This window comes from Nonomuraea jiangxiensis, from assembly GCF_900099965.1.
In the GTDB taxonomy this organism is placed as follows: Bacteria; Actinomycetota; Actinomycetes; order Streptosporangiales; family Streptosporangiaceae; genus Nonomuraea; species Nonomuraea jiangxiensis.
The window spans coordinates 64,961-79,687 of the sequence record NZ_FNDJ01000001.1 but is presented as its reverse complement, the minus strand read 5'-3'; the positions used below and the strand labels follow the sequence as shown (position 1 = coordinate 79,687).

The window sequence follows — 14,727 nt, the reverse complement described above, 5'->3', positions numbered from 1 at the left end:
AAGAGAACATCATTCTGCAAGCATCAGTTCGCCGCTGGCCACGATCACCGCCGGGCCGGACAGGTAGCTCGTCTTCTCTTCGAGGATCACGGTCACGGTGCCGCCGGGCACCTCGACCGTCCAGGTGCCGGTGGACTCGCCCGACAGGGCGGCGGCGGCGACGGCCGTGGCCACCGTGCCGGTGCCGCAGGAGCGGGTCTCGCCGACGCCGCGCTCGTAGACGCGCATGACCGCGCGGCTGACACCGACCGGGTTGAACAGCTCGATGTTGACGCCGGCCGGGAACACGGCGGTGTCGAAGCCCGGCTGGTAGGACAGGTCGAGCTGGACGACCGGGTCGCCGATGGCGCAGGCCAGGTGCGGGTTGCCCATGTCGACGTGGAGCCCGGTGTATTCCTGGCCGCTGACGGTGGCCGTGCTCTGGCCGTACACGACGGGCTTGCCCATGTCGACGGTGATGTCGCCGTTCGGCTCGACGTGGATCTTGCGTACGCCGCCCCTGGTGGCCACGGCGAAGCCGGTCGGATCCACCAGCTTGGCGTCGATCAGGTAGCGGGCGAACACCCGCGCGCCGTTGCCGCACATCTCCGCCATGCTGCCGTCGGCGTTGTGGTAGTCCATGAACCACTCGGCGGCGCTCGCCTGGTCGGCCACCTCGGGACACTGCTTGGTGCGCACCACTCTGAGCACGCCGTCAGCCCCTAGACCGGCCCGCCGGTCGCAGATTTTCGCGACAAGTGCGGCGGAGACGTCCACCTCCCCCTCCGGGTCGGGAAGGATGACGAAATCGTTCTCGGTGCCGTGCCCCTTCAGAAAGCGCATTCTAAAAGTTTATTCGCACACCCGTACCGCGACTTGCGCCAGGGACCGCTCAAGAAGATCGGGAACGTCGTACGGCAGCCAGCAGACCCGCGGGTCCCGCCGGAACCACGACTCCTGGCGGCGGGCGAACCGCCGGGTGGCCCTGACGGTCTCCTCGATGGCCTGCTCCTCGCTCCACTCCCCCTCCAGATAGCGGATGACCTGGGCGTATCCCAGGGCCCTGCTCGCCGTCCTGCCCTCGGCCAGGCCCTGCCCGAGCAGTCCCCGCACCTCCTCCACCAGGCCCGCCGCCCACATACGCTCCACCCTGAGCGCGATCCGCTCGTCCAGCACCGGCCGCGGCACCTCGATGCCGATCTGCACGCTGGGGTAGACGGCGTCGTAGGAGGGCATGGTGGCCGAGAACGGGCGTCCGGAGTGCTCGATCACCTCCAGGGCGCGCACGATGCGGCGGCCGTTGCTCGGCAGGATCGCCGCCGCGGCCGGCGGGTCGAGCACCTTGAGCCGTTCGTAGAGGGGGGCGGCGCCGCGTTCGGCCAGCTCGGACTCCAGCCTCGTCCTGATCTCCGGGTCGGTGCCGGGGAACTCCAGGTCGTCCAGCGCGGCCCGCACGTAGAGGCCGCTGCCGCCGACCAGCACGGGCCTCTCGACGGACTCGAAGACCGCCCTGGCCAGCCGCTGGTATTCGGCCACGCTCGCCGTGACCGTGACGTCCCAGACGTCCAGGAGGTGGTGCGGGACCCCGCGGCGCTCGCCGGGGGTGAGCTTGGCGGTGCCGATGTCCATCCCCCGGTAGAGCTGCATGGAGTCGGCGTTGACGCATTCGCCGCCCAGCCGGAGCGCGAGGTCCACGGCGAGGTCGGACTTTCCCGCCGCGGTGGGGCCCACGACGGCGACGACTGGGGCGATGACAGGCTGCTGGCGCACGGCGAACAGTCTGCTAGAGATCGAGCAGGGTCGGTTGCAGGTAGCCCTCGTGGGTCAGCAGCCGGCGCTTGGTCTCGACGCCCTCGCCGCCGCTGAAACCGCCCAGGCCGTTGCCCGCGATCACCCGGTGGCACGGCACGATGATGGGGATCGGGTTGGAGCCCATGATCGAGCCGATCCCGCGGGCGGGCACGCTGGAGCCGCTGAGCCGGGCCAGCTCGCCGTAGGTGACGGCGGTGCCGTACGGGACCCGGTGCAGGGCCTGGAGCACGCGCAGCCGGCTGCCGGAGACGAGCCGCCAGTCGACGGGCGTCTCGAAGGTACGCAGATCACCCGCGAAATAAGCATTCAGCTCGGCGACCGCGAAGGCCGTACGATCCGCATCATGAACCTCAGCCAGGTCGAGGCGGCCTGCCAGCGACGGCCGGGGCCCCCAGCCCGACGCGACGAGACCGACCTCGGTGACGGCCAGCACGAACGGGCCCACCGGCGTCGGCACCTCGGCGAAGGCGACTGTGGTCATCATGTCCTCTCGTGAGCTCGTGGTGCTGGGCACGTCCAGCGCTGTCCCTACCCGACACCGTAACCACAACGGATATTTCCTGCGTTGGGATGATCAGGGCTTCCTGTTCGACCCCGGTGAGGGCACGCAGCGGCAGATGACGCACGCCGGGCTGAGCGCCAACGACGTGCACTGGCTGTGCGTCACACACTTCCACGGCGACCACTGCCTGGGCGTGCCGGGCATCGTCCAGCGGATCGCCCGCGACCACGTCAGGCATCCGGTGCGCGCGGTCTTCCCGGGCTCGGGCCAGACCTACTGGCGCCGGCTCCGGCACGCCGCCGTGTTCGCCGACACCTCCGTCATCGCCGAGCATCCCGTCTCGGGCGGGCTGGCCGGCGTCGGCCCGCTGACCGCGCGCCGCCTGTCCCACCCCGTCGAGTCCTACGGCTACCGCCTGCAGGAGCCGGCCGGCCGCAGCATGCTGCCCGACCGGCTGGCCGCCCACGGCATCCGCGGGCCGGAGATCGGCGAGCTGCAGCGCACCGGGTCCGTACGCGGGGTCACGCTGGACGAGTGCAGCGTGCCCAGGCCGGGGCAGAGCGTGGCATTCGTCATGGACACCCGGCTCTGCGACGCCGTCTTCGAGCTGGCCTCCGGGGTGGACCTGCTGGTGATCGAGGCCACGTTCCTGTCGCCGGAGGGCGCGCTGGCCAAGGAATACGGGCATCTGACGGCATACGAGGCGGGGGTGGTGGCGGCGGACGCCGGGGTGCGCAGGCTGGTGCTCACACACTTCTCCGAGCGGTACGGGTTCGCCGACGAGGCGTCCTTCACCGACGAGGTACGTCGCAGCTTCGACGGGGAGGTGGTGACGGCCCGTGACCTGATGCGGATCCCCGTGCCCCGGCGTCAGACCCACAATCCGGCGAAATAGCCGACTCCGTAGGGCGCCTGCCGCATGAGGAGGCGGCCCCGGAACGCGCCCATGCTCGCCGCGCCCGCCAGCACCTGCAGCGCGGCCCGGCCGCCGACCCACAGGCGGTCGGCCACGCCGGGGTCGAGGGCGGCGAGGGCGGCCCCGTCGGCTTCGCCGAGGGCGTTCGCGATCAGCGTGTCGTACGGCTCGGCGGCGGCGTCGTACCTGCCCGGGGCCCTGGGGGTGAGGCAGGCGGAGCCGTCGGCCATGACCAGCAGGGCCACCCTTTCCGCGCTCGCCGCCAGTTTCTCGCCTGCCGTCCGGCATTCCTCGCTCGTCGCGTCGAAGGCCACCGCCTCGAACCCGTCCGGCACACGGTCCTCCAGGAGGGCGCGGCCGACGGTCAGCGACAGCGGGAGGACGGGCTCGCCGTGCCCGGCGGTCACGTCCAGTCCCCAGGGGCGCAGGGTGCCCGCCGCGCGGCCGTCGTACGTACCGGCTGTCTCGGCGCCGCCCACCACGAGCAGCGCGTCGGGGCGGGCCGCGGCGAGCTCGGAGACGGCGGCGCGGCAGGCGGAACGGAGTTCGGGCAGCCCGAGCACGACCAGCGGGGTGGGCGGGCAGACGGCGGCGGCGACAAGCACGAGCGCAAGAGTACGCGGCCCCCGGATCAGTAAGGACTGAGCCCGTCACGCACCTTCGCGAACAGCCCCTTGGCGTGCGCGTGCGCCGCCTGGTGCAGCCCGCCGCCGAAGCTGATCCGGGCCACCCCCAGCTCGCCCAGCCGGTCGAGCGCCGGGACGCCCGGCCTGAACAGCACGTTCACCGGGCCGCCCAGCTCGCTGACCAGCGCCCGGATCTCGTCCTCGGCGCCCAGCCCGATCGGGTACACGCAGTCGGCCCCTGCTTCCAGATACCGCCGCCCGCGCTCGACGGCCGCCGCCCGCGAGCCCTGGCCCCGGAGGTAGCTGTCGACGCGGGCGTTGATCACCAGCTCCTGTCCGGCGGCCGCGCGGACCTCGGCCAGGAAGTCCGCCTGTACGTCGGGATCGACCAGCTCGCCCGTACCCGGCCAGGTGTCCTCCAGGTTGCATCCCACGGCGCCGGCCGCGAGCAGGCGTTCGACGAGCTCGGCCGGCTTGAGGCGGTAGCCGCGCTCGACGTCGGCCGTGACGGGCACGTCGACGACCCGGACGATCCTGGCGATGGCCGCCATCATCTCGCCGACCGGGGTGCCCTCGCCGTCCGCGTAGCCGAGCACCCGAGCGACGGCGGCGCTGCCGGTGGCGATCGCCGGGAACCCCGCCTCCTGCACGGCGAGCGCCGAGGCGGCGTCCCAGACGTTCGGGAGGACCAAGGGGGTTCCGGGGACGTGCAGCGCTCGCAGGAGGGCCGCGTTGTCAATCGTCATGCCGCCAGCCTAGGCAGGAGTGGCCTGCCGCCACAGGTCCAATACCACCTATAACCGGCAAACCACTTCGCCTCCAACACCTCACCCCACCGAACGAACCAACGGCCTACGGCGGCGTGCGGGAAGGGGAAGTGACCGGCCCTCGGCGGCGTGCGGGAAGGGGAGATGACCGGCCCCCGGCGGCATGCGGGAACGGGGTCGGTGGTCGGCTGTGGAGACGTGCCTGGGGTCGGCGCCCTCAGCCCCCAGTGACGTGCCGGGGGCCGGGTCACCTGGCCCAGGTGTGGTGGGGTGGGGTCAGCAGCCGGCCTTGGCGCACTGGCCGGCGACCTGGCCTGCCGGGCCGTTCGCCGGGTTGTCGGCCGCGGGCGCCTGCGGTTGCTTGGTGGGGGATGTGGTCGTGGGCTTCTTCCCCTCACCGCCGGTCTGGGGCGTGCCTCCGGAGGAGTCGGTGCCCGTCGATCCGGTGCCCGTAGAGCCGGTGTCGACGGCCGGGTCGCCCCCGCCACCAGGGTCGGTGTTGACATCGCCCACGCCGCCGTCGTCCGGCCCGCCGAGGGGCAGTCCGCCGTCGGGCGCCTCCGGGGCGTCGGTGGCCGCGTCGCCCATGTTGGCCTGGTCGTCCTGGGACGACTCGTCCCCGGCGGCGCTCTGGGAGGGCGCGGGCCGGCCACCGTCCTGTTGCGGGGCGCCGAAGGGGTTGGCGGCCAGCAGGTAGCCGGCGCCTCCCGCGAGGAGCAGGGCGACGAACGCCGACACGACGATGAGGGCGATCTTCTTGTTGTTCCTGGGGGGCGGTGGGGTGTTCGAGTAGGCGTTCCTCGATGCCAGGTGAACATCCCCTGGTCCCAACAGGATTTCCTGACGATCCGTCTCGATCGGATCACGCATGGTGGTACAGCTCCCTGCGGTCGTATCGGGGAAAGCTCACCGGCTTCCGCGGGTGATAGACCACACTAGCCGCAACGACGGAATGCTCGCACAACAATCACAAAGGAATCACGACTTGTCCCCCCATAGATCTATTTGGCCAGGTCGCCGCGCCCACCTGGCACCCGTGGCCGGAGTCACGGGGGTGCTCGTCACCGCGATCCTCGGAATTTTCCTGGCATTCACTAACTCGCCTGAACCGTCGCGGCAAAGCTCTCCGGAAAATGATCGGAAAACGGCGCTTTCCTCAAGATCGAATTCTGCTTCACCCGTCACGCCGACTCCCTCGGCCCAGTCACCGGCCGGGCCGTTCCGGCTTCCCGCCGCCCACCAACCCGAGGCCGCGGCGGATCTCCTGCCCCTGCCCTGGATCCAGGCGGTGCCGCCGCTGGACACGGTCCCGCCGCTGGACGCCCTTCCCCCGCTGGACGCCCTCCTGCCGGTGGACGGCACCCCCTCGTCCAGAGCCGTCCCTCCGCCGGCCACGTACCCCGCCCCGCCGGCGCTCCCCACCCCGTCCGCGTCTCCCAGGACACATCGGATGGAACGTTCCAAACCCCCACGCCCGACGGGCTCTCCCGCTCCTCAGGACCCGCCGCAGGCACCGCCCCGGCACGACCCCGCTCCGCAACCGGACCGGGCCACGATCGCACCGCGGCCCCCGAGCCGCGTCGGCGCCGATCCCTGCGCCACGTTCCAGGACTTCCGCAGGGACCCGTGCTACGACCTCCTGGACCGCCTCACCGGCTGACGCCCGCCCCCTGCGCCCTCGGGAAGGGGCCCAGAAGGACCCCGTCCCGGGTCTCAGAGCGCCGAGCAGGCCCCTGAGGGCGCGGCGGGGGCCGGGGCGGGGCGGCCGATGCCGGGCATGCCCAGCAGCACCCCCGAGCCCGTCGCGGGGCTCGACTGGCGGGCCTGCCAGGCGTCGCCCGCCCGGGTGCGCCTGACCTCCCGCACCGGACCGTCCGCCACCAGGTGGTGCGGGGCGGCGTAGGTCACCTCGACCGTCACCATGTCGCCCGGCCGCGGCGTCTCGGCGCCGACCGTGAAGTGCACCAGGCGGTTGTCGGGGGCGCGGCCGGACAGGCGGCGGGTCGCCTCGTCCTTGCGGCCCTCGCCCTCGGCCACCAGGACCTCCAGCGTGCGGCCCACCTGCTGCTTGTTCTCCGCCCAGGAGATCTCCTCCTGCAGGGCCACCAGGCGCTCGTAGCGCTCCTGCACGACCTCCTTGGGCACCTGGTCGGGCATGGTGGCCGCCGGGGTGCCGGGGCGGATGGAGTACTGGAAGGTGAAGGCGTTGGCGAAGCGGCTCTGCCGGACCACGTCGAGCGTGGCCTGGAAGTCCTCCTCCGTCTCGCCGGGGAAGCCGACGATGATGTCGGTGGAGATGGCCGCGTCCGGCATCGCCGCGCGTACGCGCTCGATGATGCCGAGGTAGCGCTCGGCCCGGTAAGAGCGGCGCATCGCGCGCAGCACCTGGGACGAGCCCGACTGCAGCGGCATGTGGAGCTGGTGCATGACGTTGGGCGTCTCGGCCATGGCGGCGATCACGTCGTCGGTGAACGCGGCCGGATGCGGCGAGGTGAACCGGACCCGCTCCAGCCCGTCGATGCCGCCGCACGAACGCAGGAGCTTGCCGAAGGCCAGCCGGTCGCCGAACTCGACGCCGTAGGTGTTGACATTCTGACCGAGCAGCGTCACTTCCAGGACGCCCTGCTCCACCAGGGTGCGGACCTCGGCCAGGACGTCGCCCGGCCGCCGGTCCTTCTCCTTGCCGCGCAGCGACGGCACGATGCAGAACGTGCAGGTGTTGTTGCAGCCGACCGAGATCGCCACCCAGGCGGCGTAGGCGGACTCGCGCCTGGTGGGCAGCGTCGAGGGGAAGACCTCCAGCGACTCCTTGAGCTCGACCTGCGCCTCCCCCGCGACGCGGGCCCGCTCCAGCAACACCGGCAGCGAGCCGATGTTGTGGGTGCCGAAGACCACGTCGACCCACGGCGCCCGGCGGACGATCTCGCCCTGGTCCTTCTGCGCCAGGCAGCCGCCCACCGCGATCTGCATGCGCGGGTTGCTCACCTTGGCGGGCCTGAGGTGCCCGAGGTTGCCGTAGAGGCGGTTGTCGGCGTTTTCCCGCACGGCACAGGTGTTGAACACGACCACGTCGGCGGTCTCGCCGTCGGGGGCGGGCACATAGCCGGCATCCTCCAGCAGCCCGGAAAGCCGCTCGGAGTCATGAACGTTCATTTGGCACCCATATGTGCGCACTTCGTATGTGCGGGCGCCCTCCTGGGTCACAGTCATGGCACGTTCAAGGGTAGTCGCAGTCAGGCTTGGGGAGACCCGTACCGATCCAAAAGGCCAGCTTGATGGCCGGATGTGATCGGATCGGTACCGCTCAGTTAGTGACCAGCGCTCTAACGCCCTCTACCGTTTGGGTTCATGACGGAGAACGGCGGCGTTACTCCACTTGTTCGGTTGGAGAACGTCAACAAGCACTTCGGGGCGTTGCACGTCCTGAAGAACATCAACTTGACCGTCTCTCGTGGCGAGGTCCTGGTCGTCATCGGTCCGTCGGGGGGTGGCAAGTCCACGCTCTGCCGTGCCATCAACCGCTTGGAGACCATCGACGACGGGAAGATCGTATTTGACGGTCAGGTGCTGCCCGAGGAGGGCAAGGCGCTGGCCAGGCTCCGTTCCGAAGTGGGCATGGTCTTCCAGTCCTTCAACTTGTTCGCCCACAAGACCATCCGCGAGAACGTCACGCTGGGCCCCGTCAAGGTGCGCGGCGTCTCCAAAGACGCGGCGAGCAAGCGGGCGATGGAGTTGCTGGAGCGCGTGGGCATCGCCGCGCAGGCGGACAAATATCCGGCGCAGCTCTCCGGCGGTCAGCAGCAGCGCGTCGCGATCGCCAGGGCGCTGGCCATGGACCCGAAGATGATCCTTTTCGACGAGCCGACCTCGGCGCTGGACCCCGAAATGGTCCAGGAGGTGCTCGATGTCATGATCGGGCTCGCTCGTGACGGCATGACGATGGTGGTCGTCACGCACGAGATGGGCTTCGCCCGCAGGGCCGCGAATCGGGTGGTGTTCATGGCCGACGGCCAGATCGTGGAGGAGAACACCCCCGACGAGTTCTTCACCAACGCGCAGACCGACCGGGCGCGTGACTTCCTTTCGAAGATCCTCACGCACTGATAACTGAGGCAGGTACACATGCACATGCGTCGAGCGGGAGCGGTGCTCTCGATTGCGGCTCTGGCCGCCGGTCTGGCCGCCTGTGGCGGCGGGGACCAGACTTACGCCACCGTGGCCGACAAGATCGCGGGTGGCGGCACCATCGTGGTGGGCACCAAGTGGGACCAGCCGAGCCTGGGCTTGAAGATGGCCAACGGACCCGAGGGGTTCGACGTCGATGTGGCCAAAGCCGTGCTCAAGGAAGTCAACGGCGGCAAGGACGTGAAGATCGAGTGGAAGGAGTCGGCCTCTTCCAACCGTGAGCCGTTCCTCCAGAACGGCACCGTCGACATCATCTTCGCCACCTACTCCATCACGGAGGAGCGCAAGGGCAAGGTGACCTTCGGCGGGCCGTACGTCGTCGCCCACCAGGACGTGATGGTCCGCAAGGACGACACCTCGATCACCACCCCGCAAAACCTCACGGGCAAGAGGATCTGCAAGGCCGCGGGCTCCAACTCCTACCGCCGCATCACCGACCCGCCCCCGGACGGCGAGCTCGACCTCGACGCCACGACCGTCGACGCGGCCAACTACTCCGAGTGCGTGCAGAAGCTCACCGGCAGCAACCTCGACGCCGTGACCACCGACGACCTGATCCTGGCGGGCTTCGCCAAGCAGGCCGGCGGCAACTTCAAGGTGCTGGGTCAGGGCTTCACGGACGAGAAGTACGGCGTCGGCCTGAAGAAGGGCGACACCAAGACCTGTGAGGCCGTCAACACCGCGGTGAAGAAGCTGTGGGACAACGGCACCATCAAGCAGCTGCTGGACAAGTGGTTCGGCGGCATCGAGGGTCTCAACCTGTCCACGACCGCCCCGCCGCCCGAGGGCTGCAGCTGATCACGCCAGAGGCGGCGGCCGGCGAATCGGCCGCCGCCGTCCTATGCGGTGGAGCACGATGGAAGATCTGATCAGATACGCGCCCGACCTCGCAGCGGGGTTCCTGGAGAACATCAAGCTCTCCATAGTGGCCGCGATCGTCTCGTTGGTTTTCGGCACCGTCCTGGTGGCGATGCGGGTTTCCCCCACGCCGGTCCTGCGCGCGGCCGGCACGATATACGTCAACGTGGTGCGCAACACCCCGCTGACGCTGGTCCTGGCCTTCTCCGCGCTGGGTCTCAGCGACCAGCTCGGACTGGTCTTCTCCACTGAGCCCAGGACCAACTCGTTCTGGATCGTCGCGTTGGGCCTGGCGGCCTACACGGCGGCCTTCGTCTGCGAGGCGCTGCGCTCGGGCATCAACACGGTGCCGCTCGGCCAGGCGGAGGCGGCCAGGGCCATCGGGCTGACGTTCATGCAGTCGCTGCGCATGATCATCCTGCCCCAGGCGTTCCGCGCGGTCGTCGCGCCGCTCGGCAGCGTGATGATCGCCATGGTCAAGAACACCACCGTCGCGGTGGCGGGCGGGTTCGCGGCCGACGCCGCGGCCAACATGAAGGAGTCCTTCGACCAGGTCGGCGCCTCGATCCCGATCTTCCTCGGCATCGTGGTCGCCTTCATGGCCGTGACCCTGCCCATCGGCTACCTCACCGGCCGGCTGGCCCAGCGTCTGGCGGTGGCCCGATGAGCACCACGGTTCTCTTCGACACCCCGGGGCCGCGCGCCAGGACCCGCAACGGCGTGCTCACCGTGCTCAGCCTCGTCGTGGTGGGCGCGGTCCTGTACGGCATCTGGGCCGGCTTCGACGCCAAGGGCCAGTGGGAAGCCAAGATCTGGCAGCCGTTCCTGCAGTGGGAGACGTGGGAGTCCTACATCTTCCCCGGGCTCCTCGGCACGCTGCAGGCCGCTGCGGTGGCCGCGGTGCTGGCCGTGGCCTTCGGCGCGGTCTTCGGCCTGGCCCGGCTCTCCGACCACGCCTGGATCCGGGTCCCGGCCGGTGTGGTGGTCGAGGTCTTCAGGTCCATCCCGCTGCTGCTGCTGATCTTCTTCATCTTCTACCTCGCGCCCGCCGTCGGGGGCAGCGGCGACTACACGTTCATGGCGGTCGTGGTCGGCCTGATGCTCTACAACGGCTCGGTGCTGGCCGAGGTCGTACGGGCAGGCGTACGGGCGGTGCCCAAGGGCCAGTCCGAGGCCGCGTACGCCGTGGGCATGCGCAAGAACCAGGTGATGCGGCTGGTGCTGCTGCCGCAGGCGGTCACGGCGATGATGCCGGCCATCGTCAGCCAGCTCGTCGTGCTGCTGAAGGACACCGCGCTCGGCTACATCATCGCCTACGTCGACCTGCTCAACACCGGGTTCAAGATCCTTCCGGCCCGCTTCTTCGGCTCGCTGATCCCGGCGGCGATCGTCATCGGCATCATCTACGTGGCGCTCAACATGGCGCTGAGCTACCTGGCCACCTGGCTGGAGAGGCGCAGCAGGCGCAGCCGCAAGACGGCGGCCGTCGGACCGGTCGTCCCGCCCGACTCGGTCGGCGTCGGCCTGGCCGCGGGCGACGGCCGCACGGGCCCGTCCGCGGGTCCCGACAACGGGTGAACGGGCGGCGGGTGCCGTACCCGCCGCTCGTAATCCCCGTAAAGCTTCAAATAACTTCCATATCTCCCTTGTTGTTGTCCTGATAACTCCCACCACGGGTTACTCCTAGTGGTTATGGAGGAATCGGGGTGAGCAGGCGAGGGGTGGCGCTCACGGCGGCGGCCCTCGCCCTGAGCCTGGCGGCGTGCGGCAGTGGCGGGAGCCCCTGCCCACCTGTGCTGAGCAGGGTCAGGAGAACCCGGCAGATCGTCGTCGGCACCAAGTGGGACCAGCCGAACCTGGGCCTGAAGACGGACGCCGGCGAGCCCCAGGGCTTCGACGCGGACGTCGCCCGCTACCTCGCCAGGAAGCTCGCCGGCGGCCCCGACGTACGGATCATCTGGCGCGAGTCGCCCTCCTCCACCCGCGAGGCGCTGCTGCAGAACGGCACCGTGGACATGATCGTCGCCTCCTACTCCATCACCAGCGCCCGTCGGCCCAAGGTGACGTTCGGCGGTCCGTACGTGGTCGACCAGCAGGACACGATGGTCCGCGCCGATGACCCGGACATCCACTCGGTGGCCGACCTCCGCGGCAAGCGGATCTGCCTGGCGGAGGGCTCGAACTCCTACCGCCGGCTCGTCGACCCGCCCCCGGACGGCGAGCTGGGCATCCGGGCCGTGCTGGTCCCGGCCCACGACTATTCCGACTGCGTGCAGATGCTGGCCGATCACAAGCTCGACGCCGTGAGCACCGAGAACCTGGCGCTGGCCGGGTTCGTCCAGCAGCAGCCCGGCCGGTTCAGGCTGTTGAACGACCCGATCAGCGACGAGCGGTGGGGGGTCGGGCTCAAGAAGGGTGACAGGGCCACGTGCGAGGCCGTGAACAAGGCCGTCGCGGACATGTGGCGGGACGGGACCGCCGCTGGGCTGCTGGACAAATGGTTCGGCGGGTCGGGCCTCAAGCTGCCCTCGTCCAGACCGAGCCCCGTGGGCTGCCCCTGACCCGGTGACCCCCTTGCCCCCGGCGGGCCGCCCCTGATCTGGGGGGACTGTCCTGCACGCTCGCCGATCTTCCGGCAGGATGCGGGTATGCCTTTCTGGCCCTCCCCCATTTCGACCAGAGACGTGGCCGGTTCCGGCGTGCGTCCCGGCTGGCCCACGATCCAGAACGGCCGGCTCTGGTGGACCGAGGAACGTCCCGACGAGGGCGGGCGCACCACGATCGTGTCCCGCACCACCGACGGCACTCCCCGTGAGCTGCTGCGGGCCCCGTGGAGTGCGCGTACGCGGGTCCACGAGTACGGCGGCATGCCCTACGCCGTGACCCCCGCGGGCGAGGTCGTCTTCGCCAACCTGAAGGACCAGCGCCTGTACGTTCTGGGGGAAAACGGCGATCCGAAACCGCTCACTCCCGAGGGTGACCGTTATGCGGATCTGCTGGTGCGGGACGGCCAGGTGTGGTGCGTACGGGAGCGGCACGCCGAGGCCGGCAAGGTCACCAGGGCCATCGTCAGCATCCCGCTGGACGGGGGCGAGATCCGCGAATGGGCCACCGGCTACGACTTCTACGCCTCGCCTGCCCTTTCTCCGGACGGGCGCCATCTGGCCTATGTCTGCTGGGACCATCCGCGCATGCCCTGGGAGGGCACCGAACTCCGGATCACCCACCTGCCGGACGACGCCCCACCCGCGGAGTCCACGCCAAAGCCGGGAGACACATCCACAGAACCCGCACCGAGACCGGAATACGGATCCACGGAGTTCATGACGGGACCCGAAACCGGCACCACAGAACCCACACCAGGAGCCGAAACCGGCGCCACGGAACCGGCGCCGAGGGCGGAAGAAGGTGATTCCACGGGAGCTGTGTCGGCGGTGTCGTGGAAGGTGCGGGGCGGCCCCGCGGAGTCCGTGCTGGCGCCGTCGTGGAAGGACGACTCCCATCTCTACCTGATCTCCGACCGCTCCGGCTGGTGGAACCTCTACGAGATCGGCCTCCACGGTGACGGCCTGCGGGCGCTCCACCCGGCCGAGGAGGAGTTCGTGCTGCCGCCGTGGCGGCTGGGCGGGCGACCGTACGCCGTGCTCGGGGACGGCCGGCTCGCGGTCGTACACGGGCGCGGCGACCTGCGGCTGGGCGTGCTGGACCCGGACTCGGGCACGCTCGCGGACCTCGACGTGCCCTACGCGGGCTGGGACTCCGCGCTGGCCGCCGAGGGCACGTCCGTGGTCGGGATCGGGTACGCCCCCACGATCCCGCAGTCGGTGGTCACCGTGGACGCGGCGACCGGCGGGCACCGATCGCTCAGGCGCGCCCTTACCCGGCTGCCCGAGCCGCACTACCTGCCCGTTCCGCAGGCGGTGCGGGTGCCGGGGCGCGAGGAGGTCCACGCCTTCCTCTACCCGCCGTACCCCGCTGCGGCCGACCAGTCGCCCCCGTACGTGGTCTTCGTACACGGAGGGCCCACCGCGCATGCCGGCACCGCGCTCGACCTGGAGAAGGCGTTCCTGACCTCGCGCGGCATCGGCGTCCTCGACGTCAACTACGGCGGCTCCACCGGCTACGGCAGGGCCTACCGCGAGCGACTCAAGGGGCAGTGGGGGCTGGTCGACGTGGCCGACACCGTCGCCGCCGCCGAGTGGCTGGGCGCGTCCGGACTGGCCGACCCCGCCAGGATCGCGGTGCGCGGGGCCAGCGCGGGCGGCTGGACCGTGATGGCCGCGTGCTGCCGGTCCCGGGTGTTCGCGGGTGGGGTGTCGTACTTCGGGATCAGCGCGCTCGGGCCGCTGGTCGCGCACACCCACGACTTCGAGTCGCGCTACGTGGAGTGGCTGGTGGGGCCGGAGGATCCACAGGTGTACGCCACCAGGGAACCACTCGCCCTGGTGGGCGGGGTGTCGTGCCCCATGTTGCTGCTCCAGGGGCTGGACGATCCGGTGGTGCCGCCGGAGCAGTCCTCGGCCTTCTCCGACGCGCTCCTGGAGCGCGGGATCTCATGCACCTACCTGGCCTTCGAGGGAGAATCCCACGGCTTCCGCCGCACCGAAACCCGAGTAGCCGCCCTGGCCGCCGAACTAGCCTTCTACCAACGCCTCTTCTCTTAACCAGCCACTCCACTCGACACCTAGGACCCGAACACCTCGGACCCGAACCCCCGAGCCCCCGACACCCCGAGCCCCCGAGCCCCCGACACTCCGGATCCCCGCACCCGAGCTGCCGACACCCCGGATCCCCACACCTCGGGCCCCCGACGCCCTGACCCCCGCTCCTCCAGACGCCCCGTCACCCAGGACGACGCCGCGCCAAGCCCGACCGACCCACCGCCCACCAACAGCCTTCCCCGACCCGAACCTGCCCCTGCAACCGGCACCACGAGCACAGCCGCAGCACCTGCATCGCCGGCACCCCGGTACCACCGGTACCACCGATACCACCGACAGCACCGACAGCACCGACAGCACCGACAGCACCGACAGCACCGACAGCACCGGCAGCACCGGCAGCACCGGCAGCACCGGCACC

General features: G+C 70.4%; 15 protein-coding genes. 8 read left to right on the top strand and 7 right to left on the bottom strand.

The features are described from left to right. Window positions 1-9 precede the first annotated feature (9 nt). From dapF to BLS95_RS00315, 3 genes are read right to left on the bottom strand one after another with little or no spacing between them, the layout of a single operon-like run. Window positions 10-822: a diaminopimelate epimerase gene (gene dapF, locus BLS95_RS00325; protein WP_090927871.1), complete on the bottom strand. Its 813-nt coding sequence runs from the start codon at window positions 820-822 to the stop codon at window positions 10-12. Window positions 823-831: 9 nt separating this feature from the next. Next, entirely contained in the window at window positions 832-1,749 is a 918-nt protein-coding gene (miaA, locus tag BLS95_RS00320; protein ID WP_090927869.1) for a tRNA (adenosine(37)-N6)-dimethylallyltransferase MiaA, read from the bottom strand. A 13-nt stretch (window positions 1,750-1,762) separates the two neighbouring features. Next, complete coding sequence (locus BLS95_RS00315; RefSeq protein WP_090927867.1) at window positions 1,763-2,275, bottom strand: methylated-DNA--[protein]-cysteine S-methyltransferase; 513 nt, start codon at window positions 2,273-2,275, stop codon at window positions 1,763-1,765. Here BLS95_RS00315 and BLS95_RS00310 point away from each other — a divergent pair. Beyond that, window positions 2,274-3,188, top strand: a complete 915-nt coding sequence (locus tag BLS95_RS00310; RefSeq protein ID WP_090927865.1) for a ribonuclease Z — start codon at window positions 2,274-2,276, stop codon at window positions 3,186-3,188. The two genes, BLS95_RS00315 and BLS95_RS00310, sit on opposite strands and share 2 nt — an antisense overlap. Here BLS95_RS00310 and BLS95_RS00305 read toward each other — a convergent pair. The 3 genes from BLS95_RS00305 to BLS95_RS00295 form a co-directional block, all read right to left on the bottom strand. After that, window positions 3,164-3,814, bottom strand: coding sequence for a class III extradiol ring-cleavage dioxygenase family protein (locus BLS95_RS00305; protein WP_090927863.1), 651 nt, complete (start codon window positions 3,812-3,814; stop codon window positions 3,164-3,166). The genes BLS95_RS00310 and BLS95_RS00305 overlap by 25 nt on opposite strands. A 26-nt stretch (window positions 3,815-3,840) precedes the next feature. Beyond that, window positions 3,841-4,581, bottom strand: coding sequence for an isocitrate lyase/PEP mutase family protein (locus BLS95_RS00300; protein WP_090927861.1), 741 nt, complete (start codon window positions 4,579-4,581; stop codon window positions 3,841-3,843). Window positions 4,582-4,878: 297 nt separating this feature from the next. Beyond that, window positions 4,879-5,472, bottom strand: a complete 594-nt coding sequence (locus BLS95_RS00295) for a hypothetical protein (RefSeq protein WP_143043533.1) — start codon at window positions 5,470-5,472, stop codon at window positions 4,879-4,881. A 418-nt stretch (window positions 5,473-5,890) separates the two neighbouring features. On the opposite strand from BLS95_RS00295, the gene BLS95_RS53845 reads away from it, so the two are divergent. After that, window positions 5,891-6,262 (top strand): hypothetical protein, encoded by a 372-nt coding sequence (locus BLS95_RS53845; RefSeq protein WP_143043532.1) that lies wholly within the window; start codon window positions 5,891-5,893, stop codon window positions 6,260-6,262. A 53-nt stretch (window positions 6,263-6,315) separates the two neighbouring features. Here the strand turns inward: BLS95_RS53845 and miaB are convergent, their stop codons facing one another. Then, window positions 6,316-7,812, bottom strand: coding sequence for a tRNA (N6-isopentenyl adenosine(37)-C2)-methylthiotransferase MiaB (gene miaB, locus BLS95_RS00290; RefSeq protein ID WP_090927856.1), 1,497 nt, complete (start codon window positions 7,810-7,812; stop codon window positions 6,316-6,318). A 138-nt stretch (window positions 7,813-7,950) separates the two neighbouring features. Here miaB and BLS95_RS00285 point away from each other — a divergent pair, with 138 nt between their 5' ends. The 6 genes from BLS95_RS00285 (at window position 7,951) to BLS95_RS00260 (ending at window position 14,309) form a co-directional block, all read left to right on the top strand. Then, window positions 7,951-8,706, top strand: coding sequence for an amino acid ABC transporter ATP-binding protein (locus BLS95_RS00285; protein WP_090927854.1), 756 nt, complete (start codon window positions 7,951-7,953; stop codon window positions 8,704-8,706). Window positions 8,707-8,724: 18 nt separating this feature from the next. Next, on the top strand, window positions 8,725-9,585 hold the full coding sequence (locus BLS95_RS00280; RefSeq protein ID WP_090927853.1) for a glutamate ABC transporter substrate-binding protein: 861 nt from the start codon (window positions 8,725-8,727) through the stop codon (window positions 9,583-9,585). 58 nt (window positions 9,586-9,643) lie between these two features. Further along, window positions 9,644-10,312 (top strand): amino acid ABC transporter permease, encoded by a 669-nt coding sequence (locus BLS95_RS00275; RefSeq protein WP_090927852.1) that lies wholly within the window; start codon window positions 9,644-9,646, stop codon window positions 10,310-10,312. Next, the gene (locus tag BLS95_RS00270) at window positions 10,309-11,223 is read left to right on the top strand and encodes an amino acid ABC transporter permease (RefSeq protein WP_090927850.1); all 915 of its coding nucleotides are present in this window, start codon (window positions 10,309-10,311) and stop codon (window positions 11,221-11,223) included. Before BLS95_RS00275 ends, BLS95_RS00270 begins: the two co-directional genes overlap by 4 nt. A gap of 128 nt (window positions 11,224-11,351) precedes the next feature. Continuing rightward, the gene (locus BLS95_RS00265) at window positions 11,352-12,206 is read left to right on the top strand and encodes a glutamate ABC transporter substrate-binding protein (RefSeq protein ID WP_245764733.1); all 855 of its coding nucleotides are present in this window, start codon (window positions 11,352-11,354) and stop codon (window positions 12,204-12,206) included. Between the two features lie 87 nt (window positions 12,207-12,293). Then, the gene (locus BLS95_RS00260) at window positions 12,294-14,309 is read left to right on the top strand and encodes a S9 family peptidase (protein WP_090927846.1); all 2,016 of its coding nucleotides are present in this window, start codon (window positions 12,294-12,296) and stop codon (window positions 14,307-14,309) included. Window positions 14,310-14,727 lie beyond the last annotated feature (418 nt).